The organism is Microbacterium cremeum (assembly GCF_015277855.1).
Classification (GTDB): Bacteria; Actinomycetota; Actinomycetes; order Actinomycetales; family Microbacteriaceae; genus Microbacterium; species Microbacterium cremeum.
The window spans coordinates 1,384,417-1,409,161 of record NZ_CP063812.1; the positions used below are offsets into that span (position 1 = coordinate 1,384,417).

General features: G+C 71.6%; 24 protein-coding genes and 1 tRNA gene. 16 read left to right on the forward strand and 9 right to left on the reverse strand.

Annotation, left to right across the window (positions count from 1 at the left end):
- Positions 1-93 precede the first annotated feature (93 nt).
- The 9 genes from eno to IM778_RS06135 all read left to right on the forward strand — a co-directional run bounded on the left by eno (position 94) and on the right by IM778_RS06135 (position 8,753).
- Entirely contained in the window at positions 94-1,374 is a 1,281-nt protein-coding gene (eno, locus tag IM778_RS06095; RefSeq protein WP_194411157.1) for a phosphopyruvate hydratase, read from the forward strand.
- A gap of 55 nt (positions 1,375-1,429) precedes the next feature.
- A complete protein-coding gene (locus tag IM778_RS06100; protein WP_228484776.1) occupies positions 1,430-1,978 on the forward strand; it encodes an FtsB family cell division protein in 549 nt (182 codons plus the stop codon).
- Between the two features lie 94 nt (positions 1,979-2,072).
- Positions 2,073-2,588, forward strand: coding sequence for a DUF501 domain-containing protein (locus IM778_RS06105; protein ID WP_194411158.1), 516 nt, complete (start codon positions 2,073-2,075; stop codon positions 2,586-2,588).
- Positions 2,585-3,898, forward strand: coding sequence for a S8 family serine peptidase (locus IM778_RS06110; RefSeq protein ID WP_194411159.1), 1,314 nt, complete (start codon positions 2,585-2,587; stop codon positions 3,896-3,898). The genes IM778_RS06105 and IM778_RS06110 overlap by 4 nt, the downstream gene beginning before the upstream one ends.
- Positions 3,899-3,931: 33 nt before the next feature.
- Complete coding sequence (locus IM778_RS06115; protein ID WP_194411748.1) at positions 3,932-5,335, forward strand: NAD(P)/FAD-dependent oxidoreductase; 1,404 nt, start codon at positions 3,932-3,934, stop codon at positions 5,333-5,335.
- A gap of 71 nt (positions 5,336-5,406) precedes the next feature.
- Positions 5,407-5,480, forward strand: a tRNA-Leu gene (locus tag IM778_RS06120).
- An 84-nt stretch (positions 5,481-5,564) separates the two neighbouring features.
- Positions 5,565-6,794: an alanine racemase gene (locus IM778_RS06125; protein WP_194411160.1), complete on the forward strand. Its 1,230-nt coding sequence runs from the start codon at positions 5,565-5,567 to the stop codon at positions 6,792-6,794.
- On the forward strand, positions 6,791-8,104 hold the full coding sequence (locus IM778_RS06130) for a D-arabinono-1,4-lactone oxidase (RefSeq protein WP_194411161.1): 1,314 nt from the start codon (positions 6,791-6,793) through the stop codon (positions 8,102-8,104). Before IM778_RS06125 ends, IM778_RS06130 begins: the two co-directional genes overlap by 4 nt.
- Before the next feature lie 82 nt (positions 8,105-8,186).
- The gene (locus IM778_RS06135) at positions 8,187-8,753 is read left to right on the forward strand and encodes a LemA family protein (protein ID WP_194411162.1); all 567 of its coding nucleotides are present in this window, start codon (positions 8,187-8,189) and stop codon (positions 8,751-8,753) included.
- Between the two features lie 38 nt (positions 8,754-8,791).
- Here the strand turns inward: IM778_RS06135 and IM778_RS06140 are convergent, their stop codons facing one another.
- Together IM778_RS06140 and IM778_RS06145 are read right to left on the reverse strand one after the other, a co-directional pair.
- Complete coding sequence (locus IM778_RS06140; protein ID WP_194411163.1) at positions 8,792-9,724, reverse strand: hypothetical protein; 933 nt, start codon at positions 9,722-9,724, stop codon at positions 8,792-8,794.
- A complete protein-coding gene (locus tag IM778_RS06145; protein WP_194411164.1) occupies positions 9,721-11,034 on the reverse strand; it encodes a winged helix-turn-helix domain-containing protein in 1,314 nt (437 codons plus the stop codon). Before IM778_RS06145 ends, IM778_RS06140 begins: the two co-directional genes overlap by 4 nt.
- 132 nt (positions 11,035-11,166) lie before the next feature.
- Between IM778_RS06145 and IM778_RS06150 the strand changes: the two genes are divergently transcribed.
- Together IM778_RS06150 and ilvA are read left to right on the forward strand one after the other, a co-directional pair.
- Entirely contained in the window at positions 11,167-12,357 is a 1,191-nt protein-coding gene (locus IM778_RS06150; protein ID WP_194411165.1) for an AI-2E family transporter, read from the forward strand.
- The gene (gene ilvA / locus IM778_RS06155) at positions 12,354-13,616 is read left to right on the forward strand and encodes a threonine ammonia-lyase (RefSeq protein ID WP_194411166.1); all 1,263 of its coding nucleotides are present in this window, start codon (positions 12,354-12,356) and stop codon (positions 13,614-13,616) included. Before IM778_RS06150 ends, ilvA begins: the two co-directional genes overlap by 4 nt.
- Positions 13,617-13,652: 36 nt before the next feature.
- Here the strand turns inward: ilvA and greA are convergent, their stop codons facing one another.
- Entirely contained in the window at positions 13,653-14,144 is a 492-nt protein-coding gene (greA, locus tag IM778_RS06160) for a transcription elongation factor GreA (RefSeq protein WP_194411167.1), read from the reverse strand.
- 144 nt (positions 14,145-14,288) lie between these two features.
- Positions 14,289-14,687, reverse strand: coding sequence for a DUF4307 domain-containing protein (locus IM778_RS06165; protein WP_194411168.1), 399 nt, complete (start codon positions 14,685-14,687; stop codon positions 14,289-14,291).
- A 118-nt stretch (positions 14,688-14,805) separates the two neighbouring features.
- Between IM778_RS06165 and IM778_RS06170 the strand changes: the two genes are divergently transcribed.
- Complete coding sequence (locus tag IM778_RS06170) at positions 14,806-15,105, forward strand: hypothetical protein (protein ID WP_194411169.1); 300 nt, start codon at positions 14,806-14,808, stop codon at positions 15,103-15,105.
- 51 nt (positions 15,106-15,156) lie between these two features.
- Here the strand turns inward: IM778_RS06170 and trhA are convergent, their stop codons facing one another.
- On the reverse strand, positions 15,157-15,900 hold the full coding sequence (gene trhA / locus IM778_RS06175; protein WP_228484777.1) for a PAQR family membrane homeostasis protein TrhA: 744 nt from the start codon (positions 15,898-15,900) through the stop codon (positions 15,157-15,159).
- A 110-nt stretch (positions 15,901-16,010) separates the two neighbouring features.
- Between trhA and IM778_RS06180 the strand changes: the two genes are divergently transcribed.
- The 4 genes from IM778_RS06180 (at position 16,011) to IM778_RS06195 (ending at position 20,368) form a co-directional block, all read left to right on the forward strand.
- Positions 16,011-16,796, forward strand: coding sequence for an isoprenyl transferase (locus IM778_RS06180; protein ID WP_194411170.1), 786 nt, complete (start codon positions 16,011-16,013; stop codon positions 16,794-16,796).
- Positions 16,797-16,831: 35 nt separating this feature from the next.
- Positions 16,832-17,962, forward strand: a complete 1,131-nt coding sequence (locus IM778_RS06185) for an aminotransferase class V-fold PLP-dependent enzyme (RefSeq protein ID WP_194411171.1) — start codon at positions 16,832-16,834, stop codon at positions 17,960-17,962.
- A gap of 205 nt (positions 17,963-18,167) precedes the next feature.
- Positions 18,168-19,523, forward strand: coding sequence for a PhoH family protein (locus IM778_RS06190; protein WP_194411172.1), 1,356 nt, complete (start codon positions 18,168-18,170; stop codon positions 19,521-19,523).
- Between the two features lie 185 nt (positions 19,524-19,708).
- The gene (locus IM778_RS06195) at positions 19,709-20,368 is read left to right on the forward strand and encodes a hypothetical protein (RefSeq protein ID WP_194411173.1); all 660 of its coding nucleotides are present in this window, start codon (positions 19,709-19,711) and stop codon (positions 20,366-20,368) included.
- An 83-nt stretch (positions 20,369-20,451) separates the two neighbouring features.
- On the opposite strand, the gene IM778_RS06200 is transcribed toward IM778_RS06195, so the two are convergent.
- Genes IM778_RS06200 through IM778_RS06215 form a run of 4 tightly spaced genes read right to left on the reverse strand, consistent with a single transcriptional unit; the run spans position 20,452 to position 24,745 of the window.
- Positions 20,452-21,108, reverse strand: a complete 657-nt coding sequence (locus tag IM778_RS06200; RefSeq protein WP_194411174.1) for a response regulator transcription factor — start codon at positions 21,106-21,108, stop codon at positions 20,452-20,454.
- Complete coding sequence (locus tag IM778_RS06205) at positions 21,105-22,613, reverse strand: sensor histidine kinase (protein ID WP_194411175.1); 1,509 nt, start codon at positions 22,611-22,613, stop codon at positions 21,105-21,107. The genes IM778_RS06200 and IM778_RS06205 overlap by 4 nt, the downstream gene beginning before the upstream one ends.
- Positions 22,614-22,660: 47 nt before the next feature.
- Positions 22,661-24,055 carry a class II fumarate hydratase gene (locus IM778_RS06210; RefSeq protein ID WP_194411176.1) on the reverse strand — a complete coding sequence of 465 codons (1,395 nt, stop codon included), beginning with the start codon at positions 24,053-24,055 and terminating at the stop codon, positions 22,661-22,663.
- Between the two features lie 36 nt (positions 24,056-24,091).
- Positions 24,092-24,745 carry a carbonic anhydrase gene (locus tag IM778_RS06215; RefSeq protein ID WP_194411750.1) on the reverse strand — a complete coding sequence of 218 codons (654 nt, stop codon included), beginning with the start codon at positions 24,743-24,745 and terminating at the stop codon, positions 24,092-24,094.

Here is a 24,745-nt window from a genome sequence, read left to right on the forward strand (position 1 = left end):
AGGCCCGCTGACCGCGGCATCCGCGGTCACTAGACTCGGGGGCGGACCGACGACGCTCCGACGAACCACCCTCCACAAGCAAGGAGTCACCCTGTGGCACAGATCGAGGCTGTAGGCGCGCGCGAGATCCTCGACTCGCGCGGAAACCCGACCGTCGAAGTGGAGGTGCTGCTCGACGACGGCATCGTCCAGCGTGCGGCCGTCCCCTCCGGCGCATCGACCGGCGCCTTCGAGGCATACGAGCTTCGGGACGGCGACAAGGGCCGCTACAACGGCAAGGGCGTCCTGAAGGCCGTCTCGGCCGTCATCGACGAGCTCGGCCCCGCGATCGAGGGCGTCGAGGCGAGCGAGCAGCGCGTCATCGATGAGATCCTCATCGCCACCGACGGCACCGAGAACAAGTCGCGCACGGGCGCCAACGCCATCCTCGGCGTCTCGCTCGCCGTCGCCAAGGCCGCGGCCGACTCGGCCGACCTGCCGCTGTTCCGCTACCTCGGCGGCCCGAACGCGCACGTGCTCCCGGTGCCGCTGTTCAACGTCATCAACGGCGGCGAGCACGCCGACAACGGCATCGACTTCCAGGAGTTCTTCATCGCTCCGATCGGCGCCGAGACGTACGCCGAGTCGCTGCGCTGGGGCACCGAGGTCTACCACGTGCTCAAGGGCGAGCTGAAGGCCGCGGGCTTCGCCACCGGCCTCGGCGACGAGGGCGGCTTCGCGCCCGACCTGCCGAGCAACCGCGAGGGTCTCGACTTCCTCATGAAGGCGATCGAGAAGGCCGGCTTCACGCCGGGCCAGGACATCGCCGTGGGCCTGGACGTCGCCGCGACCGAGTTCTTCAAGGACGGCGTGTACACCGTCGAGGGCAAGGCCTGGTCGGCCGAGGAGCTCACCGACTACTTCGCCGACCTCGTCGCGAACTACCCCGTCGTCACGATCGAGGACGCCCTCGCCGAGGACGACTGGGACGCGTGGAAGGCGCTCACCGACAAGATCGGCTCGAAGGTGCAGCTGGTCGGCGACGACCTGTTCGTCACCAACCCCGAGCGCCTGCAGCGGGGCATCGACCTCGGCGTCGGCAACGCGCTGCTGGTCAAGGTCAACCAGATCGGCACGCTGTCCGAGACGCTCGACGCCATCGCGCTGGCGACCCAGAACGGCTACCGGTCGATGCTCTCGCACCGTTCGGGCGAGACCGAGGACACCACGATCGCCGACCTCGCCGTGGCCGTCAACGCGGGTCAGATCAAGACCGGCGCGCCCGCCCGCAGCGAGCGCGTCGCGAAATACAATCAGCTTCTGCGCATCGAGGAGGAGCTCGGCGAGGCGGCGGTGTTCGCCGGCCGCGGAGCGTTCCCGCGCTTCAAGGGCTGATGCGCTGACAGCGTTCGACGTGTCCTGACAGCGTGTCCTGACAGAAGGGGGAGCCGTGGCCAAGACGACGGCTCCCCCTTCTCGTCCCCCGCGCGCGGACGCCGCGCCGCGCCGTCGCCCTCCGCGGCGACCGGTCGACGTGCGCGAGTGGCTGGGCGGCATCCGCCTCTCGGGCTTCATGGTCATCATGCTGGGCCTCGTGGTGCTCGCCGCGTTCGTGCTGGTGCCGACGATCGGCACGTATGTCGACCAGCGGCAGCGGATCGCCGCTCTCGAGGCGGCCGTGCAGCTCAGCCGCGAGGAGGTCGCCGAGCTCGAGTCGCAGCGCGAGCGCTGGCGCGACCCGGCGTACATCACGACGCAGGCGCGGGAGCGGCTGTACTACGTCCGTCCCGGCGAGGTCGTCTACCTCGTCGACAACGACCTGCCTCCCGAGCTCGCCCCTCAGGAGCAGGAGCCGGTGAGCGACGAGGTGCGGCAGACCCGCACCGACTGGATGTCGCAGCTGGTGAGGTCGGTGACCGAGTCCGGCCTCGCGCAGACGGTCGCCCCGGTGACGATCGGCGTCCCCGACCCCGACCCGACTCCCGACCCGACGCCCTGAGCGACGCGCCGGCGCGGCATCCGTCGCCCCTGCGTCACCCCCGGGGACGAGGGCGATCCAGCCTCGTCCCAGCAGCCACGGGTACCCTGGCGGCGTGACGACTCCGCCGTTCCCTGCCGTCCGTGAGACCGACCTCGCCGTCCTGCGCGAGCAGCTCGGCCGCCCCGCCCGTGGCGTGGTCGGAATCGCCGCACGATGCGTGTGCGGCAACCCCACGGTCGTGGCGACATCGCCCCGTCTTCCCGACGGCACGCCGTTCCCGACGTTCTACTACCTGACGCACCCGGCCGCGACGGCCGCCATGTCGATGCTCGAGGCCGACCACGTCATGCCGGAGCTGGCCGCGGAGCTCGCCGACGACGAGGTCGCGGCTGCGTACCAGCGCGCCCACGAGTCGTACCTGCGGGATCGCGCGTCGTACGGCATCGTCGAAGAGATCGACGGCATCTCCGCGGGCGGCATGCCGACGCGCGTCAAGTGCCTGCACGCGCTGGCCGGACACGCGCTCGCGGCAGGACCGGGGGTCAATCCGATCGGCGATCGTGCTCTCGCCCGGTCGACGTGGTCGCCCGACCGCTGCGCGTGCGCGCAGCCGGGATCGGCCGGATGACGCGCCGCGGGATCGCCGCCGTCGCGGCGGCCGCCGCATCCGTCGCCGCAGCCCTGACGCTCGTCGCTGCGGCGCCCGCGACCGCCGTTCCGACGGCGCCGACGCCGACCGCGCCCGCTGCCGAGGAGGACCCGGTCCGGGCCGCCGAGTACTGGCTCGCCGACTACGGCATCGAGACGGCATGGCAGACCACGCGCGGCGCCGGGGTGACGATCGCCGTCATCGACACCGGCATCGCCAAGGGGCCCGTGGAGTTCACCGGCGCCGTCGTCGGCGGCACCGACGTGTCGGGAGTCGGCTCGGGCGACGGCCGCACGCCGGTCGGCGCGATCGACGCCGATCACGGCAGCTGGGTGGCCTCGCTCGCGGCCGGCCGCGGCACCGGGCCCGATACCGGCATGATCGGCGTGGCGCCCGAGGCCGATCTGCTGTCGGTGTCGGTCGGTTTCGGGTCGGCGGCGACCCGATCGTTCACCGATCAGATCGCCGAGGCCATCCGGTGGTCGGTCGACCACGGCGCCGACGTCATCAACATGTCGCTCACGACGAATGTGCCCGACTGGCCCGAGAGCTGGGACGACGCGTTCCTGTACGCGTTCGAGAACGACGTGGTGATCGTCGTCGCGGCCGGCAACCGCGCCAGCGGCACGACGGGCGTCGGCGCGCCCGCCACGATCCCGGGCGTGCTGACCGTGGCGGGGGTGGACCCGCAGGGACGCGCGAGCGTGGATGCCTCGACGCAGGGCATCACGATCGGCGTCGCCGCGCCGAGCGAGAAGCTGATCGGCGTCTCGCGCGACGGGCGTCTGGTGGAGTGGGACGGCACCAGCGGCGCCGCCCCCATCGTCGCCGGCATCGTCGCGCTCGTGCGCAGCGCGCACCCCGACCTCGACGCGAACAACGTCATCAACCGGATCCTCGAGACGGCGCGCCCCGCCCCCGGCGCGACGACGGCTCCCGACCCGCTGCTGTACGGACAGGGACTCGTGGATGCCGCAGCCGCCGTGTCGGCCTCGGTCCCCGCGGTGACGGAGAATCCGATGGGGAGCCTCGCGGAGTGGGTGCGCGTGTACCGCCGCGCCGACAACCCGTCGCTGCCGCCCGAGCCGGCGCCGACCGTCGAGGTCCCGCCGCTGCCGCGCGCCGAGCCCGCGGCGCCGGCGGAGTCGCCGCTGCTGCCCGATCGCACTACGCTTCTCTACGGCACCCTGCCGCTCTCGGTGCTCACGGCGGCGGCTATACTGGTGGCGCTCGGCGTCACCGCAGCTGTCCGACGCATCCGATTGGCGTCCCGCGCGCCGAGCCGCTGACACAGGAGGAGTTCTCCACTCGTGACCAACACCGTGCCCAAGATCCTCATCGTCGGTGGCGGCTACGCAGGCTTCTACACTGCCTGGAAGCTCGAGAAGCAGCTGCGCCGCGGCGAGGCGGAGGTGTCGATCGTCGACCCGCTGCCGTATATGACGTATCAGCCGTTCCTTCCCGAGGTCGCGGCGGGCTCCATCGAGGCGCGTCACTCGGTGGTCGCGCTGCGCCGCCACCTCAAGCGCACCACCGTCATCGCGGCGAAGGTGACCGGCATCGACCACGCGAACAAGGTCGCGACGATCACGCCGATCGCGGGGGAGCCGTACGAGTTCGCCTACGACCAGATCGTCGTGACCGCCGGCGCCGTCTCGCGCACCTTCCCGATCCCCGGCATCGCCGACAACGCGATCGGCCTCAAGACGATCGAAGAGGCGGTCGCGATCCGCGACAAGCTGATGTCGAACTTCGACAAGGCGTCGGTCCTGCCTCCCGGTCCGGAGCGGGACCGGCTGCTGACCGTCGTCGTCGTCGGCGGCGGCTTCGCCGGCATCGAGGTGTTCGCCGAGCTGCGCTCGCTGGCCTCGTCGCTGGTCAAGAGCTACCCGCAGCTCACGTTCGACGACACGCACTTCCACCTCATCGAGGCGATGGGCCGCATCATGCCCGAGGTGTCGCTGAAGACGAGCGAGTGGGTGCTGAGGAATCTCGCCCACCGCGGTGCGTCCGTGCACCTCGACACGCAGGTCACCGGGGCCGTCGGCGGCAACGTCGAGTTGTCCTCGGGCGAGGTCATCCCGACCGACCTGATCATCTGGACCGCCGGCGTCATGGCGAACCCGACGGTGGTGCGCGGCAGCGACCTCCCCGTCGAGGAGCGCGGTCGCATCCGCACCCGGGCCGACCTGCGTGTGGGCACCGAGGACGAGATCGTCGAAGGCGCGTGGGCCGCGGGCGACGTGTCGGCCGTCCCCGACCTGTCGGGTGGCGGAGTCGGCGGCTACTGCGTGCCCAACGCGCAGCACGCCGTGCGCCAGGCCAAGCTCCTCGCCAAGAACCTCGTCGCGGTGCTCCGTGGCGAGCTGCCCCGCGACTACTTCCACAAGAACCTCGGCGCGGTCGCGGGCCTGGGCCTGTGGGTCGGTGTCTTCCAGTCGGGCAAGCTCGCGCTCACGGGCCCGATCGCGTGGCTCGCCCACCGCGGCTACCACGGCCTGGCCATGCCGTCGTGGGAGCGCAAGTGGCGCGTGCTGTGGGGCTGGTGGAACAACTTCTGGCTCGGCCGCGACCTCGTGAACCTGTCGACGGTGCAGAGCCCCCGCTACGTCTTCGAGGAGTTCGCGGCGCGCCCGCGTCCGGCCCAGCCGGTCGAGGCGGCCGAGCCCGTCAAGAAGCCGGCGCCGCGCAAGAAGGCCGCCGAGAAGGTGGCTGCGAGCAGCTGAGCGTCGAACGGATGCCGCGACCTGTCTGAGAGGATGGATCGCGGCATTCGCATTCCTGCGGGAGGCGATCGGCCCCCGTAGCCCAACCGGCAGAGGCAGGCGACTTAAACTCGCCACAGTGTGGGTTCGAATCCCACCGGGGGTACGCGACGCACCCCTGGCTTCGCCGGGCGCGACGGCACATCGCCTCTAGGCTGGTCCGCATGTGCGCGCACCCGGAACGGGCCGAATGAGTCTCGATCTGCTGTCCACGTCCCCGGCGACGACGCCGTGGAGCAACGCCGCGTCCTACTGGGGCGCCATGAGTGATGCCGTCACGGCGATCAGCGGCCCCGTCGCCGCGATCGACGTCGACGCCCTGCGCTACAACGCGCTGGATCTGGTCGTGCGCGCGGGTGGGGTGCCGATCCGCGTCGCGAGCAAGTCCGTGCGCGTGCGGGAGGTGCTCGACGCGGTGCTGGCGCTCCCGGGCTATCGCGGCATCCTCGCGTTCACGCTGCCCGAGGCGCTCTGGCTCGCCGGGACGCACGACGACATCGTCCTGGGCTATCCCACCGCCGACCGGGCTGCGATCGCCGCCCTCGCCGCCGACGAGCTCGCCGCGTCGCGGATCACGCTCATGATCGACGACGTCGCACAGCTCGACCTCGTCGACGCGGTCGTGCCCGCGGCGCACCGGCCCGTCCTGCGGGTCGCCATCGACGCCGACGCCTCCTGGCGCGCCCCGGGGCTCGGGCACATCGGGGTGCTCCGCTCGCCCGTGCATGAAGCCGCGGAGGTGGCTGCGCTCGCCCGGGCGGTCGCCGCCCGGCCCGGGTACCGCCTCGTCGGCCTCATGATGTACGAGGCGCAGATCGCGGGGCAGGGAGATGCCACCGGCTCCGGCGACGCCGTCATCCGGTGGATGCAGCGACGCTCGGCGGCCGAGCTGCGGGATCGCCGTGCGGCGATCGTCACGGCGCTCCGCGACATCGCGCCCCTCGAGTTCGTCAACGGCGGCGGGACGGGGTCGCTCGAGGTCACGGCATCCGATCAGGCCGTCACCGAGCTCACCGCCGGAAGCGGGCTGCTCGCCGGTCACCTGTTCGACGGCTACCGCGCGTTCGATCCGGCGCCTGCTGCGGCGTTCGCCCTCGAGGTCGTGCGCAAGCCCGCGCCGGACGTGGCGACCGTGCTCGGCGGCGGCTGGATCGCGTCGGGGCCCGCCCTCGAGTCGCGGCAGCCGCGGCCGGTGTGGCCGCAGCGCCTCCGCATGGCCTCCAGGGAGGGTGCCGGCGAGGTGCAGACACCGCTGCGCGGCGACGCGGCCCGGGACCTCCGCGTCGGCGACCGGGTGTGGTTCCGCCATGCCAAGAGCGGGGAGCTTGCCGAGCGCGTCGATCGCTACCACGTGGTGGACGCGGGAGCCGTCGTCGGCACCGTGGACACCTACCGCGGCGAGGGGAAGGCGTTCCTGTGACGCGACCCGGCGGCAGGTGGCAGAACTGGGGCCGCTCCGAGTCGGTGCGCCCGCAGCGGGTGGAGTTCCCGCGCACGGTCGAAGCCGTCCAGCGCGCGGTGCAGGCGGCGGCGACGCAGCGGATGCCGGTCAAGGCGGTCGGCGCCGGGCACAGCTTCACCGGCATCGCCGTCGCACCGGGCGTCCTGCTCGAGCTGCCTGACCTCAGCGGGCTCGTGTCGGTCGACGTCGAGCGATCGCAGGTGACCCTCCTCGCGGGCACGCGGCTGCACCGAATCCCGGCGCTGCTCGCCCCCTACGGCCTCGCGATGGAGAACCTCGGCGACATCGACCGGCAGTCGATCGCCGGCGCGATCTCGACCGGAACGCACGGCACGGGCGCCCGATTCGGCGGCATCGCGACGCAGGTCGTGGGCGCGACCCTCGTCACTGCGACGGGCGAGTTGCTGCGCATCGACAAGGACCACGAGCCCGAACTGCTCCCCGCCGTCGCCCTCGGCCTCGGCGCGCTGGGCATCCTCGTCGAGGTGACGCTGCGCTGCGTCCCCGCGTTCGTGCTGCACGCGGAGGAGCGGCCCGAGCCGCTCGACGAGGTGCTGGCCGCGCTCGAGGACCGCGTCGCGGGGGTCGATCACTTCGAGTTCTACTGGTTCCCGCACACCGACCGGGCGATGACGAAGACGAACACGCGGCTTCCCGAGAGCGCGCCCCGGCATCGGCTCCCACCCGTCGGCAAATGGGTCGACGACGTCCTCGTCGGCAACGGCCTGCATCAGGTGGCGTGCTCCCTCGGCCGGGCGATCCCGCCGCTCGTGCCGCCGATCAACCGCCTCGCGGCCAAGGTGTGGGGCGACCGTGAATTCACGGATGCCTCGAACCGCGTGTTCGCGACGTCACGCTCGGTGCGCTTCCGCGAGATGGAGTACGCGCTGCCCGCCGAGAACGTCCGTCCCGCGTTCGACGCGCTGCGGGCGCTGATCGACGAACGGGGGTGGCGCATCGGGTTCCCCGTCGAAGTGCGCTTCGCCGCGGCGGACGACCTCTGGCTGTCGACCGCCCACGGGCGCGCGTCGGCGTACATCGCCGTGCACCGATACTGGCGCGAAGACCCCACCGAGTACTTCCAGGCGGTGGAGCAGATCATGCTCTCGTTCGGAGGGCGTCCGCACTGGGGCAAGATGCACACCCTGGACGCGTCCGGGCTGCGGGAGCGGTATCCGCGCTTCGGCGACTTCGTGGCGCTGCGCGACCGACTCGATCCCGAGCGCCTGTTCCGCAACGCCTACCTCGACCGGGTGCTCGGTGGGTAACGCCTGAGAGTAGCGTCCGGAACAGGGGCCTCGAAGCCGCCGTGGCTAGGATGAGGGGCAAACCTCGAACGGAGACTCGGCTATGGAATGGCTGATCGCAGTCATCATCGTGGTGGCGCTCATCGTCATCGCCGGTATCTACCTGTGGGCGACGTACAACTCGCTCGTACAGCTGAACGTGCGGGTGGACGAGGCGTGGAGCGACATCACCGTGCAGCTGAAGCGTCGCGCCGATCTGCTGCCGAACCTCATCGAGGCGGTCAAGGGATACGCCGCGCACGAGAAGGCCGTGTTCGAGAACGTCACCCGCGCGCGGGCCGAGACGCTGACGGCGGCGGGGCCCGCCGATGCGGGCGTCGCCGAAGGGCACATGCAGCAGGCGCTGAAGTCGCTGTTCGCGGTCGCGGAGGCCTATCCGCAGCTGCAGGCGAGCCAGAACTTCCTGCAGCTGCAGCAGGCGGTGGTCGACACCGAAGACAAGATCCAGGCGTCGCGTCGCTTCTACAACGGCGGCGTGCGGGAGCTGAACACCAAGATCAAGGTCTTCCCGAACAACCTGTTCGCCCGCAACCTCGGATTCCACGAGCGCGAGTTCTTCGAGGTCATCGACGGCGCCGCGATCTCGGAGCCGCCCCGGGTGCAGTTCTGACGCGGATCGCTCCGCGCGGCCGATCCTGCTCGAGATTCTCAGTGGACGCTGAGCACGACGCGGTCGCCTTCGAGCGCCACCGTGCCGCGTAGCGCCCAGTCGTCGGCGCGGTAGGTGAAGGATGCCGCGGCGCCGTCGCGCGTCGTCCCCTGCGCCGTGGCGACGAGCACGCCGCCGGTCGCGTCGAACGATCGGGCGTCGGCGGCGAGCGTGACGGCGGGATACTGCTCGATGCGGAACGAGATCCGCTCGAGCGACGCGAGGTCGGCAGCCCACGGCACGACGATCCCGCAGTGGGAGGGCGCCGACGTGGCCGGCTGCGCGCACGCGTCCGCGTAGGCGTCGACCTGTTCCTGCGCGCGGTCCGAGGCGCCGGGGGCGAGCGCTGCGGTGAGCGAGATGCTGACCGGCGTGCCCGTGCCGATGGCGACGTCGGCGGAGCCCTCGAGGAAGTCCACGGGAGCGGCGGCGACGACGTACTCGGCCGGGAGGAGAGCGACGGGTGTCGTCGCCGGCACGACCGCGCCGCCGACCGTCACCCATCCGAGGGCGGCGCCGTCGGCCGTCGCCACGTCGACGCTCAGGGTGCCGGTGTCGTCGCCGGAGAGGATCCAGCCGGAGCCGTCCGCCTCGATGCCGAAGCGGAGATCCCGGCGTTCGCCGGCGAGTTCGGCCGAGGCCCGCACGTCGACGACGCCGTCGGGCTGCTCGTCCAGTCCCTCGACGCGCGGGTCCGCGAGATAGGCCGATGCGCCGAGGAACGCCTCCTCGAGGATCTCCTGCTGCCGCTCCGGCAGCGGCGCGCGCATCGCCGTGATCGTGGCGAGGTCGCCGTCGGCGAGCGCGGCGAGGTAGGAGTTCGCAGCGTCCTCTGCGGATTGACCGCGTGACAGGGCCCACCACGCCAGGCCGCCCCCGACGACGACGATCGCGCCCGCGATCGCGATGCCGATGACCGCTGCGCGCTTCATCCCCCCACGCTAGCCGCCTGCTCCTCGTCGGCGAACTCGTCCGGCTCGTCGTCGGCGAGCGCGTCCGGCACCGCCGGTCCGGCGTCATGACGCGCGGCGCCCGGCATCACGGCGGCGAGATCGTCCGCCGCGTCGCCCCAGCGCGAGACCGACACGGACTCGAGTCCCTGCCACCGCGCGGCGAGCTCGAGCTGCTCGGCGAGGCGGGCCGCGGCATCCGCCGGTCTGCCGTGCTCCCACCAGGCGGACTGCACGAGCAGCCTCGACGCGCCGCGATCGGCCTTCAGATCGACGCGACCGACGAGGTCGTCGTCGATGAGCACGGGGAGCGAGTAGTACCCGTAACGGCGCTTCGGAGCGGGGGTGTAGATCTCGATGCGGTACTCGAAGTCGAACAGGCGCTCGGCACGATCGCGGAACCACACGACCGGATCGAACGGCGTGAGGATCGCGGCCGCCCGCACGCGTCGCGGCACGACCGCATCGCGGTGCAGCCACGCCGGCGCGGGACGGCCCGCCGTCGTCCAGCCGGCCACCGTCACCGGCTCGAGCTCGCCCGCGTCGGTCAGCTCGCCGATCGCGGCCAGCACGGCCTTGCGGTCGCGGATGCGCCAGTAGTCGGCGAGGTCGGCCGCGGTCGCGACGCCGTAGGCGCGCGCGGCGCGCCGGACGAGCTCGCGCACGGCATCGCTGCGCGGCACCGGCGCTGCCAGCACTTCCTCCGGGATGACGTGCTCGGCGAGCGCGTACCGCCGCTCGAACCCGCGGCGGCCGGCGATCGCGACCTCGCCGAACATCCACAGGTACTCGAGCGCGTGCTTGACGACGTCCCAGTCCCACCACGGACCGCGAGCGCCCTTCTTGGCGTCGTGCTCGATCTGTGCGGGACGCAGCGGGCCGCGTCCGGCGAGCTCGGAGCGGACCCAGTCCACGATCTCGCGGTGGGTGTCGAACCATCCGCCGGGCTGCGACCCGTACTTCGCGCGCATGTCGTCCATACGGAAGCGGAACAGACCCCAGTCGGTCGCGGGGATGAACGCCGCCACGTGCGCCCAGTACTCGACGTAGGGAGGACGACGCGAGAACAGCAGCCGGTCGAGGGCCGCGGTGTCGTACGCGCCCACGCGCGAGAACAGCGGCATGTAGTGCGAGCGCGCGAAGACGTTGACGGAGTCGATCTGCAGCGTCGCCATGCGCGTGAGCGCGGCGTTCAGCTGTCGCGTGCCGGCCGAGGCCGGGCGTGGCTTGGCGAACCCCTGGGCCGCGAGGGCGATCCGGCGGGCTTCGGCGGCGCTGAGTGACGATCTCACGGCGTCAGCCTAACGAGCGGCCCCGACATCCCCGCCGGATCCCGCCGGCATCCCCGTTGGACGTCTTCCGGGCCTCGCCGGCGGTCGGCGACGCATGACCGAGGCGGCATGCGACGCGCCTAGACTGGCGGGATGAGCGGCCCCGAAGACAAGCCCCGCGGCTCGCTGTTCGACGCCCTCCGCGACCGCAGCCGCGTCGTCTCGACGGAGCTCTCGGGCTCGATCCCGCAGGGCCTGCGCATCGCGACGGCGTACTCGTGGCGGTTCCTCATCGTCGCCGCCGCGATCGGCGTCGCGATCTGGCTCGTGATCCAGCTGAAGCTGCTGGTCATCCCGCTCCTCATCGGCATCCTCGTCACGGCGCTGCTGTGGCCGGCGTTCGCGTTCATGCTGCGCCATCGGGTGCCCAAATGGCTCGCGATCGTGATCGCGCTCGTCGGCACCCTGGCGATCGTGACCGGCCTGCTGTGGCTGGTCGGGTGGCAGATCGCTCGCCAGTGGACGTCGGTGCAGGGGCGGACGGTCGAGGCCGTGGAACAGTTCCGGCAGTACCTCATCGACGGTCCGCTGCACCTGACCGCGGAGCAGATCGACGGGCTGCTCGATCAGGGCTGGACCCTCCTGCAGGAACAGGCCGAACTGCTGTGGTCGGGGGCTCTCGCCCTCGGCACGACGCTCGGCCACGTCGCCACCGGCGCGCTCCTGGCGCTCTTCATCCTGCTGTGCCTGCTGGCCGACGGCGCCGGGATCTGGCGCTGGACGCTCCGGCTGTTCCCGAAGAAGGCACGTCCGGCCGCAGACGGCGCGGGCCGTGCCGGCTGGGTCACCGTCGTGAACTACGCGCGCACGCAGCTCCTCGTGGCCACGATCGACGCCGTCGGCATCGGCCTGGGGGCCTTCCTGCTCGGCGTCCCGCTCGCGATCCCGATCGCCGTGCTCGTCTTCCTCGGCGCCTTCATCCCGATCGTCGGAGCCGTCCTCACCGGCGCGGTCGCGGTGTTCCTCGCGCTCGTCTACAACGGGCCCTGGATCGCGCTGTGGATGCTCGTCGTGGTCCTGGGCGTGCAGCAGCTCGAGGGTCACGTGCTCCAGCCGCTCCTCATGGGCTCGGCCGTCAAGGTGCATCCGCTCGCGGTCGTCCTCGTCGTCGCGGGCGGCGCGATGATCGCCGGCATCCCGGGCGCCCTCTTCGCGGTGCCGATCGCCGCCTTCATCAACGTCGTCGCGGTGTACCTGGCACAGAAGTCCTGGAAGACGGGCGAGGAACCGCACGGCGACCTCATCTGGAGCACCGTGCCGCGCACGAGAAGGGTCCGCGCATGACCACGGCAGCCTCCCGCACCCGCACCGGCACGTCGGCCGCCCCTTCCCTCGAGGACTTCCGGGATGCCGCGGCCGCACTGGCGGGCGTCATCTCGCACACGCCTCTCGACGCGTCGCAGCATCTGTCGGACGTCCTCGGCGTGCCCGTGCACCTCAAGCTCGAGAACCTGCAGCGCACCGGATCCTTCAAGATCCGCGGTGCGACGTACCGCCTGTCGCGTCTGACGTCCGAGGAGCGCGCGCGCGGCGTGGTCGCGGCGTCGGCCGGCAACCACGCCCAGGGCGTCGCGCTCGCGGCGAAGGCCCTCGGCATCCCCGCCACGATCTTCATGCCGCTCGGCGTGCCGGTGCCCAAGCTCCTGGCGACCCGCGGATACGGGGCGGATGTCGTGCTCGAGGGCGCGACCGTCGAGACGCCGCTGCGCCTGGCCGCGGAGTTCGCCGAGCGCACCGGCGCGGTGTTCATCCACCCCTTCGATCACCCCGATGTGATCGCCGGTCAGGGCACCCTGGGACTCGAGCTGATGGACGACCTGCCCGATCTCGGCACGGTGGTGCTCGGCATCGGCGGCGGGGGCCTCATCGCGGGGGTCGCCGCGGCCGTGAAGGCTCGCGCCGCCGCCGAGGGACGCACCGTGCGCGTCGTGGGCGTGCAGGCCGAGAACTCCGCCGCCTACCCGCCGTCGCTGAAGGCGGGGCACCCGCTCGAAGTGGCGACCCTGCCGACGATCGCCGACGGCATCGCGGTCGCCCGCCCCGGCGACCTGCCGTTCGAGATCATCCGCGACCTCGTCGACGAGGTCGTCACGGTGTCGGAGGACGACATCGCGCGGGCGCTGCTGGTGCTGCTCGAACGGGCCAAGCAGGTCGTGGAGCCGGCAGGCGCCGTCGGCGTCGCGGCGATCCTCGCCGGCAAGGTGGCCGCGAGCGGACCCACCGTGAGCGTGCTGTCCGGCGGCAACATCGATCCGCTGCTGCTGCAGCGCGTCGTCGCGCACGGGCTCGCGGCATCCGGTCGCTACATGACGCTGCGGATCCCGCTGCCCGATCGTCCCGGACAGCTCGCGCGCGTCTCGGAGCTGCTCGCGATCGCCGGTGCCAACGTGATCGAGGTGCTGCACACCCGCCACGGGCAGGGGCTCCAGATCAGCGAGGTGTTCCTTCAGCTGAGCGTCGAGACGCGGGGCGAGGAGCACCGGGCGCACGTCATCGCGGTGCTCGAGGAGGCCGGCTACACGCCGACCGTCGTGCCCGACTAGAAGGGACTCCGCGCGAACCCGTCGTGCGGGCGCCGGTCACTGGCCGTTGTAGGTCTCGACCTTCACGATCTCGACGGCGATCTCGCGGCCGTTGGGCGCGGTGTACGACGTCTTCTCGCCCTCCTTGCGGCCGAGGATGGCCTCGCCCAGCGGCGACGCCTCGCTGTAGACGTCGAGCTCGGAGCCCGCGGCGATCTCGCGGTTGCCCAGCAGGAACACCTCTTCACCGCCGGCGATGACCGCCGTGACGACGGTGCCGGGCTCCACCACTCCGGTGCTCTCGGGCGCCTCGCCCACCTTGGCGGTCTTCAGCAGCTGCTGGAGCGTGCGGATGCGCGCCTCCTGCTTGCCCTGCTCGTCCTTCGCGGCGTGGTAGCCGCCGTTCTCTTTGAGGTCGCCCTCCTCGCGGGCGGCTTCGATGCGCTTGGCGATCTCTTCGCGGCCCGTCGTCGAGAGGTGCTCGAGCTCGGCGGCGAGGCGGTCGTAGGCGTCCTGGGTCAGGAAGGTCACGGGGGCGTCGTTCGACACGGCTGACTCCTTCGGTCGGCGGGGACGGTCGATAAACCGAACGCCCCGGCTCACGGCCAGGGCGTGTATCGACTGCAGTCCCGACAGACTACGTCACCCCGCCGACTCGGGCAAAACCTGTCGCGACGGCGAGAACACCTGCCGCTACGGCGCGACGACCCAGCAGGAGTTCACGAAACCCGTCGTGGCGAGTGCCGTCGTGGGGATCACTTCGCGCAGGGCCCGCGCGTGCAGCTCGGAGGCCGGGATCTCGACCACGCGCCAGCCGACGACGCCGTGCTCCTCGTCCTGGGCCTCGATGGCGCAGGCCACGTCCCGCCCGGGGGGAGAGGTGATCTGGAAGCCGAGCGAGACCGAGTGCTCGTCGACGACCTCGAACGACGTCGTGTCGGCGTCGACCGCGTCGAGCGTGCCCTGCACGACCGACCAGCCGACGTATCCGACCGCCGCGACGGCGACCAGGGCCCCGAGGGCGAGGAACCAGCGACGGGCGGGGGAGCGGCGGCGACCGTACCGGTCGTCGAGCATGTCCTGCGTCGTCATGCCTCTCCTGAGTCTCGGGGGATGTGCCGGAAGATTAGGCTGGTATCCAGGCTATGCGCTCCTGTGCACGGCCCACGACACCCCGACCGCTCGCACGGCGAGCAGAGCGAGGACACCCATGCACCACGCGATCGCCGCACTGGCCCACGCCGCGGCGACCCCGTCGCCGACGCCGACCCAGCCGGATCCCGAACTCGTGACCCCGGGCGTGTGGGGGTTCGTCATCACCGCGCTGGTCGCCCTGGCGGTCGTGCTCCTCGTCTGGGACATGATGCGCCGCATCCGGCGCGGACGCGTGCGCGCCGACATCCAGGAAGAGCTGGATGCCGAGGAGCAGGCCGCGCGTGCGGTCGAGGCGACCGACATCGACGACCAGCGCATCGACCCGGACGACGACGAGCCTCCTGCGAGGCGCTGAGCCGCGGCATCCGTCGCCGGCCGACCGACCGCGCGGCCGCGCGGCGCCGGCTCAGCCGGGGAGTCCGAGCGAGGGCGACAGCGGGTCCAGCGCGATGAGCAGGCACGCCGTCCAGTGGCAGAGGAAGGCCAGGACGGTGCACACGTGGAAGATCTCGTGGAAGCCGAAGTGGCCGGGCCACGGATTGGGCCGCTTGAGCGCGTACACGACCGCGCCGCCGGTGTAGAGCAGACCCCCGACGATCACGAGGATCATCATCGCCGCGTTCGCCCGGAACAGGTCGGGAAGGTACATGACCGCCGCCCACCCCAGAACGAGGTAGAGCGCGACGTAGAGCCAGCGTGGCGCGTGGATCCAGAAGACCCGGAACAGGATGCCGAGCAGGGCGCCGCTCCACACCAGCACCAGCAGCAGCAGGCCGTTCTCGGGCGGCAGCGCGAGCGTCGCGATCGGCGTGTACGTGCCGGCGATCAGCAGCAGGATGTTCGCGTGGTCGATCCGCTTCAGGATCGACTTCGTCTTCGGCTTCCAGTTGAAGCGGTGGTACATCGCCGAGTTGCCGAACAGCAGCAGCGAGGTCGCCATGAAGACCGCCGACGCCCACTTCGCGGGCGCGCCCTGGGCGAGCACGATGAGCACGACCCCTGCGGCGATCGCCACCGGGAACGTCGCGGCGTGGATCCAGCCGCGCCACGTCGGCTTGAGGTCGGGCGTCGCCGCGTCGACCGCGGCGGCGTCCATGAGCGGCAGCACGGGGACTTCGGGGGCCGAGGGAAGACGGCGACGGCGGCTCATGTGCCCAGCGTAGGCGGCGACGCATGCCGTGAGCGGAACATGAGGTCCCACGGGTGCTGGAACCCGGTGTCAGGCTAGGGACCCCGGCCGCCCGGGGGTAGCGTAGGCATGTGGCGCGTGGTTCGGCGAACGAGGGCAGAGGGCCCCTTTATCGCCTCTACATCAACCGGCTGCGTCGACGCCTCGATCCGGCGACGGTCCCGCGCCACGTGGCGATGATGATCGACGGCAACCGTCGCTGGGCGCGCCAGCTCGGCTACACCTCGGCCGCGCACGGCCACCGGGCCGGAGCCGCGAAGATGCGCGAGTTCCTGCGCTGGTGCGACGACGTCGGCATCCGCGTGGTGTCGCTCTATCTCCTCTCCAACGACAACCTGCGCAAGCGCGACTCCCGCGAGCTGTCGGACCTCATCGAGATCATCGCCGAGCTCGCCGACGAGGTCTCGCACGAGCGGGACTGGCGTGTGAAGCACGTGGGGCGCGCCGACGCGCTGCCCGCCGATCTCGCGCGCGTGCTCGCCGAGGCGGAGCGCCGGACCGCTTCCCACCGCGGCCTGCACGTGAACCTCGCCGTCGGCTACGGCGGCCGCGGCGAGATCGTCGACGCGGTGCGCAGCATCATCGCGCAGCATCAGGTCGAGGGCGGGTCGCTCGACGAGCTCGCGGCGAGCCTGACCCCCGAGCAGATCGGCGAGCACCTCTACACCGGCGGGCAGCCCGATCCCGACCTCGTCATCCGCACCTCGGGCGAGCAGCGCCTGAGCGACTTCCTGCTGTGGCAGTCCGCGCACAGCGAGTTCTACTTCGTCGAGGCGCTCGGCCCGGATCTGCGCGAGGTGGACTTCCTCCGCGCGATCCGCGACTTCGCCTCGCGGGATCGCCGGTTCGGCGGATAGATCCGCGCGAACGCCGGACCGGACGTTCTGCCAGAATGATCCGCGTGACGGATCTGGACTCGTATCAGGCGTCGTTCGATGGGGAACCGGGGTATCTCGACTGGGCCGCGTTCGGACCGCTCTCACCCGCTGTGCGCGTCGAGGCGCAGGCCGACACCGAGCTGCTCGGCTCCGGCCGCCGGACGAGCATCGACCTCGTGGCCGATCACGTGCGCGAGGCGCGTGAGCTGGTCGCCGAGCTGATGGGGGCCGATGCCGCCCAGGTGGTGCTGCAGCCGTCGACGACGTACGGTCTCATGCACGCCCTCTATGGCCTGTCGGGCGGACTCCTGCTGGGCCGAGGCGAGTTCCCCAGCCTCACCGTCGCGGCCACTCGCGCGTCGGAGGCGCTCGGCGCGATCCGCCTCCAGTGGCTGGAACCCGCCGACGGGCTCATCACCCCCGACGTGGTGCGCGAGTCGCTCACCGACGACACCAGCGCACTCGCGGTGAGCCTCGTCGACTTCCGCACCGGATACCGGGTCGACCTCCCCGCGCTGCGCGAGGTGATCGGCGACCGGCTGCTCATCGTGGACGCGATCCAGGGGTTCGGCGTGGTGGATGCCGACTACTCCGTCGCGGACGTGGTGTGCGGCCACGGCTACAAATGGCTGCGCGCCGGCCGGGGCACCGGCTTCTCGTGGTTCGGCGAGCGCGCGCTGGAGCGGATCGCGCCCGTCCTGTCCGGATTCCGCGGCGTCGACGGCGATCTGCCGCTGGACGCCGTCCCGGCGCCCTCCGCGTCCGCGCAGGCCTTCTCGGTCGCCGGCCCCGACACGCTCGCCGCGGCGCGCCTCGCTTCGGCACTGCGCGATGTCGCGGACGTCGGCGTGCCCACGATCGAGGCCGAGCTGCTCGCCCGCACCGCCGACGTCATCTTCTTCGCGGACCGCTACGAGGTGCCGGTCATCACGCCCCGCGAGCCCGAGCGCCGGGCGGGCATCGTCACGCTCGAGCCGGCCGCTCAGGACGCCGCCCCGCTCGCGGCCTCGCTCGCCAACCACGGGCTCACCGTGACCGCGCGGGCCGGCCGCATCCGCGTCTCTCCGCACGTGGGCACGGGCGCCGACACGCTGCGGCTGTTCGGCGACGCGCTGGCGGCCTTCTCCTCCGCACGCGTCTGGTGAGCTCCGGATGCCGCAGGTCGCGGCATCCGGAAATTCACCAGCGCGTCACCTCGGCGTGCGTGTCGTGCGCACGCGATGTCGGCAGGTCGACGTACGTTCATCACATCGGGCAGAGCGCCCGGTCGAGTCGGCCTTCCGGATCGCGACTCGTGGCCCATGGTCGACTCGTGACTGCCGGGTTCTCCACCCGGGGCGGGAGTGGGTTGTGACCACACGAGCACCACACAAGCAGCGCAGTCAGGATCTCGAGCGGGTTGCGGAGCAGGATCAACAACTCCGCACCTATGTGATCGACACGTCGGTGCTGCTGAGCGATCCGCGGGCGTTCTTCCGCTTCGCCGAGCACAATGTCGTGATCCCGGTCGTGGTGGTCACCGAGCTCGAGGGCAAGCGGCACGACCCCGAGATCGGGTACTTCGCGAGGCAGGCGCTGCGGCATCTCGACGAGCTGCGCGTCGAGCACGGTCGGCTGGACTTCCCCGTCCCCGTGGGCGAGGGCGGCACGCTGCGGGTGGAGCTGAACAACACCGACGCGACCGTGCTGCCGTCGGGGATGCGCCTCGGAGACAACGACAGCCGCATCCTCGCGGTCGCGATGCACCTCGCCCAGGACGGGCAGGAGGTCACCGTCGTCTCGAAGGACCTGCCGATGCGCGTCAAGGCCGCCTCGCTCGGCATCACCGCCGAGGAGTACCTGGCCGAGCAGGCGATCGACTCCGGCTGGACCGGGATCGCCGAGCTCGACGTGTCGGGCGACGACGTCAGCGACCTGTACGAGAGTGAGATCGCGGTCAGCGAGGACGTCCGCGGTCTGCCCGTGAACACCGGCCTCATCATCCACTCCGAACGCGGGTCGGCGCTCGGCCGCGTCGTCGGCGACGGCGAGTACCGGCTGGTGCGCGGCGACCGAGAGGTGTTCGGCCTGCACGGGCGCTCGGCCGAGCAGCGGATCGCGATCGACCTGTTGCTCGACCCCGAGGTCGGCATCGTGTCGCTCGGCGGCCGGGCCGGAACGGGCAAGTCCGCGCTCGCACTGTGCGCGGCCCTCGAGGCCGTGCTCGAGCGGCAGCAGCAGCGCAAGATCATCGTGTTCCGGCCGCTGTTCGCCGTCGGCGGGCAGGAGCTCGGATACCTGCCGGGCGACCAGCAGGAGAAGATGAACCCGTGGGGGCAGGCGGTCTTCGACACGCTCGGCTCCGTCGTGTCGGGCAACGTGCTCGACGAGGTCATCGAACGGGGCCTGCTCGAGGTGCTGCCGCTCACGCACATCCGCGGCCGCTCGCTGCACGACGCGTTCGTGATCGTGGACGAGGCGCAGTCGCTCGAGCGCAATGTGCTGCTGACGGTGCTCAGCCGCATCGGGCAGAACTCCCGCGTCGTGCTCACGCATGACGTGGGCCAGCGCGACAACCTCCGCGTCGGACGCCACGACGGCGTCGCCTCGGTGATCGAGACGCTCAAGGGCCACGGCCTGTTCGGTCACGTGACGCTCGTCCGGTCGGAACGGTCGGCGATCGCGGCGCTCGTGACCGACCTGCTGGAGGCCGGCGAGCTCGCCTGATCCCCGCTTCGCTCGAGCGGGCGAGAGGGGCCGGGATGCCGCATCCCCGCCCCTCTCGCGCCGTCTCGCCCCCTCGTGCCCGGCCGGCTGCCGGTCGGCATGAAAGAAGTCTCATCCCCTCGCGGTGCGTTGAGCCTCGCGCGTCTGTCACCATGGTGGGGGAGCGATTTCCGGAGGGGGAGAACGTGGACGCACGCACGGGGCTCGTGATCGGTGGCATGGCCACCGTCGCGGCGAGCGTCGCCGTCGTCTGCGTCGTCGCCCTGACGACGCCGGCCGCTCTGGCCGACTCGCCCGGATCGAACGTGGCGTCGGCGCGCGTGCTCGTTCCAGCCGGCGCGTCGACGTCGCCCGAGGTCGCGGCTCCGGTGGCCGAGGCCGCTCCGGAGGCCGTGGTCGTGGAGGCGCCCGAGCCCGCGGTCGTCGAACCCGCCTCCAGCGACGACGCCGCCCGCGTGACGCCCCCGCCGGTGAGCTCGGTGACCCCGGCCGAGCCCGCGACGCCCCCGAACGCGAAGGCGGCCGTCGAGGCCTCGGTGAAGGCCGGCTCGTGGGACGCCGTCATCGCGTGGGCCCTCGCCCACGGCTGGTCGCAGGAGCGCATCGACGAGTGGATCGACCGTCTCGAGACGGAGCGCACCGCAGCCTCCGAAGGCGGTCGGCCGGGCGAGGAGCAGCAGGCGCCGCCCGCTCCGCCCGCCCCGGGTCTGGTCGCACCCGACCCCACCCCAGAACGTCCCGCCAATGCGGGTTCGACCGCTGACCGCACCGAGTCCTCGGACTCGTCCCGCGGCGGCGCGAAGAAGGATCGATCGCGCGATTCCCCAGACAGACGCGATCGGTAAATCGGCCGGATCCCCCAGTCCGGCCTTTCCCAGCCCCCGGTGTCCCCCAACACCGGGGGCTTCTTCGTGCGGTCGCGCGGCGGCTACTCCCAGCGGTAGCCGGCGCCGCGCACGGTGACGATGTGGTCTGCGCCGAGCTTGCCGCGCAGATACCGCACGTACACGTCGACGACGTTCGAGCCCGGGTCGAAGTCGAGTCCCCACACGCTGCTGAGGAGCTGCTCGCGGCTGAGCACCCGGCCGGGATTGCGCAGGAACTGCTCGGCGAGCGAGAACTCGCGCGCCGACAGGTCGATCTCCCTGCCGCCGACCGAGGCGCGACGGGCGAGGATGTCGAGGGTGACGTCGCCGTGCGAGATCGCCACGCCCTGCTGCGGCACGTTCTCGCGCAGCCGCGAACGCACTCGCGCGAGGAGCTCCTCGAAGGTGAAGGGCTTGGACACGTAGTCGTTCGCGCCCGAGTCCAGGCCCTCGACGGTGTCGCGCGTACTCGAACGGGCGGTGAGCATGATCACCGGGACGCCGGAGCCCCGCGAGCGCAGCTCGCGCAGCACCTCGAAGCCGTCCATCGTCGGCAGGCCCACATCCAGCAGCACGAGGTCGCCATCTCCGCGGAGGGCGGCCTCGAGGGCCTCCGCTCCGTCCTCGATGACGATCGTCTCGTATCCGGCGGATTCGAGCCCGCGGCTGACGAACGCGGCGATGCGCGGCTCGTCCTCCACGATGAGGATCCTGGTCATCCTGATGCCTCTCGTTGCAGCACGACGTCGCCGGCCCTGATAGGCGCGGGCAGCTCCACCTCCGCGGGAGGCAGGTGAATGGTGAACGTGGCTCCGCCGCCCGGGGTGTCGGTGACGTCGCAGTGGCCGCTGTGGCCCTTGGTGATCGCGTCGACGATCGCAAGGCCGAGCCCCGAGCCGCCCACGGTCCGCTTGCCGTGCGCGCGGTCGAACCGGCGGAAGATGCGCACGCGTGCGCCCGGTGGGATGCCGGGGCCGTGGTCGCGCACCCACAGGTGCGTGCCTTCGGCATCGATCGCGCTGCCGATCTCGATCGGGGAGCCGGCGGGCGTGTACTTCGCGGCGTTGTCGGCCAGTTGCAGCCATGCCTGCAGCAGCCGGTCGGTATCGCCGGAGGTGATGCCGTCGGCGTGCGCCTCGACCGTCCACGCGTGACCCGGGATGACTGCCACGAGTTCGCCGACTCGCGCCGTGAGCGCGGCCACGTCGACTTCGGCCATGGTGTAGGCGTCCGCCTCGGCGGCCGCGAGCTGATCGATGTCCTCCACCAGGCGCGCGAGCCGGTCGAGCTCGGCGATGCCGATGTCGCGCGCGGACGCCACGTCTGCCGCGTCGCGGGGGTCCATCAGCTCGAGGTGCCCGCGCACGATCGTGATGGGCGTCTTCAGTTCGTGGCGCACGTCGTCGAGCAGCTGCCGCTGCACGTCGACCGAGCCCTCGAGCCGGTCGAGCATCGAGTTGACGGTGCGCGACAGGTCGGCGATGTCGTCGTTGCCGTGGGGTGAGAGACGCCGCGAGAGGTCGTCGATCGAGATCGCGTCCGCCGTCTCGCGCAGGTGCCGGATCGGGGAGAGCAGTCGGCCGGTGACGAACCAGCCGACGACGCCGATCGCCGCGAGCACCGCGATGGCCGCGACCACGTACGTCGTCATCGCGAGGGTGACCGGCTGCAGTTCGCCGCCGAGGTCGATCGCACGGATGTACAGTCCCTGCCGCGGATCGCCGGGCATCGAGACCGGGATGGCGATGTAGCGCAGCGTGCCCTGCTCGGTCACCGCGGTGCCGCTCTTGGCCGTCCCGTCGGCGGTCTCGGCGATCACGCGGTCGATCAGCTCGTCGTTGCGCGAGATGTCGAACCCCGACAGCGTCTGCGGCACCCAGCGGGGCGATCCGTCGAGCAGGGCCAGCGACGCCTCGCCGCGCGCCGGCACGAGCCGTGCGACCACCGCCCGGAGGTACTCGTCGATCGAGGCGAAGTCGTTGACGTCGAGCTCCTCGGTCGCCTGATTGGCGCCCTCGCCCGCTTCTTCGACCTGCGGGTCGTCGGCGAAGTCCTGCAGCCGCTGGACCTGGGCCGCGAGGCGGTCGTTGACCGCCTTGATCGCCTGCTCACGCTGCACGAGGAACGTCACGCTTCCCACGATCGCCAGGCCCACGCACGCGACCGCCAGGATCGCGGCGAGGATCCTGACGCGGGCGGGTATCGGGCGGGGCGTGTGGGCCACACCCTGATTATCCCGCCGCGACGGATCTTCCGGCACTCCAGACCTGATCAGCCCGGGTGCGTCATCGAGAGGAGGTCGAGCTTCTCGTCGAGCTGCTCGAGCGTCAGGTCGCCGCGCTCCACGTGGCCGAGGTCGATCACGGCCTCGCGCACGGTGATCCCCTTGGCCACCGCGTGCTTCGCGATCTTCGCCGCCGCCTCGTAGCCGATGAGCTTGTTGAGGGGCGTGACGATCGAGGGCGACATGCCGGCGAACGCGGCGGCACGCTCGACGTTCGCCTCGAGACCGTCGATGGTCTTGTCGGCGAGGAGCCGCGACGCGTTGGCGAGCAGCTCGATGGACTCGAGCACGGCGGTTCCCATGACCGGGATCGCGACGTTCAGCTCGAACGAGCCGGACGCCCCGGCCCACGCGATCGTCGCGTCGTTGCCGATCACGCGCGCGCACACCATGAGCGTGGCCTCCGGCACGACGGGGTTGACCTTGCCGGGCATGATGGACGAGCCCGGCTGCAGGTCGGGGATGTGCAGCTCGCCGAGTCCGGTGTTGGGCCCCGAGCCCATCCAGCGCAGGTCGTTGTTGATCTTGGTCAGCGACACCGCGATGGTGCGCAGCGCGCCGGATGCCTCGACGAGGGCGTCGCGGTTGGCCTGCGCCTCGAAGTGGTCCTTGGCCTCGGTGATCGGCAGCTCGGTGTCGGCGACGATGAGCTCGATGACCCGCTGCGGGAAGCCGAGCGGCGTGTTGATGCCGGTGCCCACGGCGGTGCCGCCGAGGGGCACCTCGGCGACGCGGGGGAGGACCGCCTGCACGCGCTCGATGCCGAGGCGGATCTGGCGGGCATAGCCGCCGAACTCCTGGCCCAGTGTGACCGGGGTGGCGTCCATCAGGTGGGTGCGGCCGGACTTGACGACCTCCTTCCACGCTTCGGCCTTCGCCTCGAGTGCGACGGCGAGGTGGTCGAGTGCCGGGATCAGGTCGTCGATGAGCTCCTGGGTCACTGCGATGTGCACCGAGGTCGGGAACACGTCGTTCGAGGACTGCGAGGCGTTGACGTGGTCGTTGGGGTGCACGGGGGCGCCGAGCGCCTGCGTGGCGAGCGTGGCCAGCACCTCGTTCATGTTCATGTTCGACGACGTGCCGCTGCCGGTCTGGTAGACGTCGATCGGGAACTGGTCGCCGAACTCGCCCGCGATGATGCGGTCGGCGGCACCGGCGATCGCGTCGGCGATGCGGGCGTCGAGCGTGCCCAGCTCCTTGTTGGCGATCGCCGCCGCCTTCTTGATGCGGGCGAGGGCCACGATCTGGGCGGGCTCGAGCGGGTCGCCCGAGATCGGGAAGTTCTCGACGGCGCGCTGGGTCTGCGCGGCGTAGAGGGCGTTCTTGGGCACGCGCACCTCGCCCATGGTGTCGTGCTCGATGCGGTACTCGGTGTCGGTCACGTCGTTGTTCCTCACGTGTCGGTACAGGGTCGGGGGTCAGGCGGGCTCGGCGATCCCGACGATGACGTCGGGGACGGCGGCGCCCTCGGCGAGCCGGTAGTTCGCACCCACGATGGCCAGGCGGCCGGCCGCCACGGCATCGCTGATCAGCTCGGACGAGTGCAGCAGCTCGGCCACGGTGTCGCGCAGGTGCTCGCGGCCGACCTCCTCGGCGTCGATCTCCTGCGCGGCCACGCCGTCGACGGTCGCGGCGCGCTGCACGCGACGGACCGCGGGGACGATGGGCGAGATCAGTCGCCAGATGTGCGGGGGCAGGGGAGCCGCTTCGGGGTCGGTGCTGTCGATCGCCGCCCGCACGGCGCCGCACTCGTCGTGGCCCAGCACGACGATCAGCGGCACTTCGAGGACGGCCACGGCGTACTCGAGGCTGCCGACGACGGAGTCCGAGATCACCTGTCCGGCGTTGCGGACGACGAAGAGGTCGCCCAGGCCCTTGTCGAAGATGATCTCGGCCGCCAGTCGCGAGTCGGAGCATCCGAACAGCGCGGCGCGCGGGCGCTGGCCGCCGGCGAGCTCGTGGCGACGGTCGACGTCCTGGCGCGGGTGGCGGGGTTCCCCGGCGATGAAGCGCGCGTTGCCGCGCTGCATCTCGCGCCACACCTTCGCGGGCGCCGCCTCCGGGCGGATCAT

What these genes read in the sequence shown, in the direction of transcription:
- IM778_RS06110 (WP_194411159.1), top strand. Translation starts at nt 2,585, where the DNA reads ATGACGCGCCGCGGGATCGCCGCCGTCGCGGCGGCCGCCGCATCCGTC.
- IM778_RS06125 (WP_194411160.1), top strand. Translation starts at nt 5,565, where the DNA reads ATGAGTCTCGATCTGCTGTCCACGTCCCCGGCGACGACGCCGTGGAGC.
- IM778_RS06135 (WP_194411162.1), top strand. Translation starts at nt 8,187, where the DNA reads ATGGAATGGCTGATCGCAGTCATCATCGTGGTGGCGCTCATCGTCATC.
- IM778_RS06140 (WP_194411163.1), bottom strand. Translation starts at nt 9,724, where the DNA reads ATGAAGCGCGCAGCGGTCATCGGCATCGCGATCGCGGGCGCGATCGTC.
- IM778_RS06150 (WP_194411165.1), top strand. Translation starts at nt 11,167, where the DNA reads ATGAGCGGCCCCGAAGACAAGCCCCGCGGCTCGCTGTTCGACGCCCTC.
- ilvA (WP_194411166.1), top strand. Translation starts at nt 12,354, where the DNA reads ATGACCACGGCAGCCTCCCGCACCCGCACCGGCACGTCGGCCGCCCCT.
- IM778_RS06165 (WP_194411168.1), bottom strand. Translation starts at nt 14,687, where the DNA reads ATGACGACGCAGGACATGCTCGACGACCGGTACGGTCGCCGCCGCTCC.
- IM778_RS06170 (WP_194411169.1), top strand. Translation starts at nt 14,806, where the DNA reads ATGCACCACGCGATCGCCGCACTGGCCCACGCCGCGGCGACCCCGTCG.
- trhA (WP_228484777.1), bottom strand. Translation starts at nt 15,900, where the DNA reads ATGAGCCGCCGTCGCCGTCTTCCCTCGGCCCCCGAAGTCCCCGTGCTG.
- IM778_RS06185 (WP_194411171.1), top strand. Translation starts at nt 16,832, where the DNA reads ATGATCCGCGTGACGGATCTGGACTCGTATCAGGCGTCGTTCGATGGG.
- IM778_RS06200 (WP_194411174.1), bottom strand. Translation starts at nt 21,108, where the DNA reads ATGACCAGGATCCTCATCGTGGAGGACGAGCCGCGCATCGCCGCGTTC.
- IM778_RS06215 (WP_194411750.1), bottom strand. Translation starts at nt 24,745, where the DNA reads ATGATCCGCCCGGAGGCGGCGCCCGCGAAGGTGTGGCGCGAGATGCAG.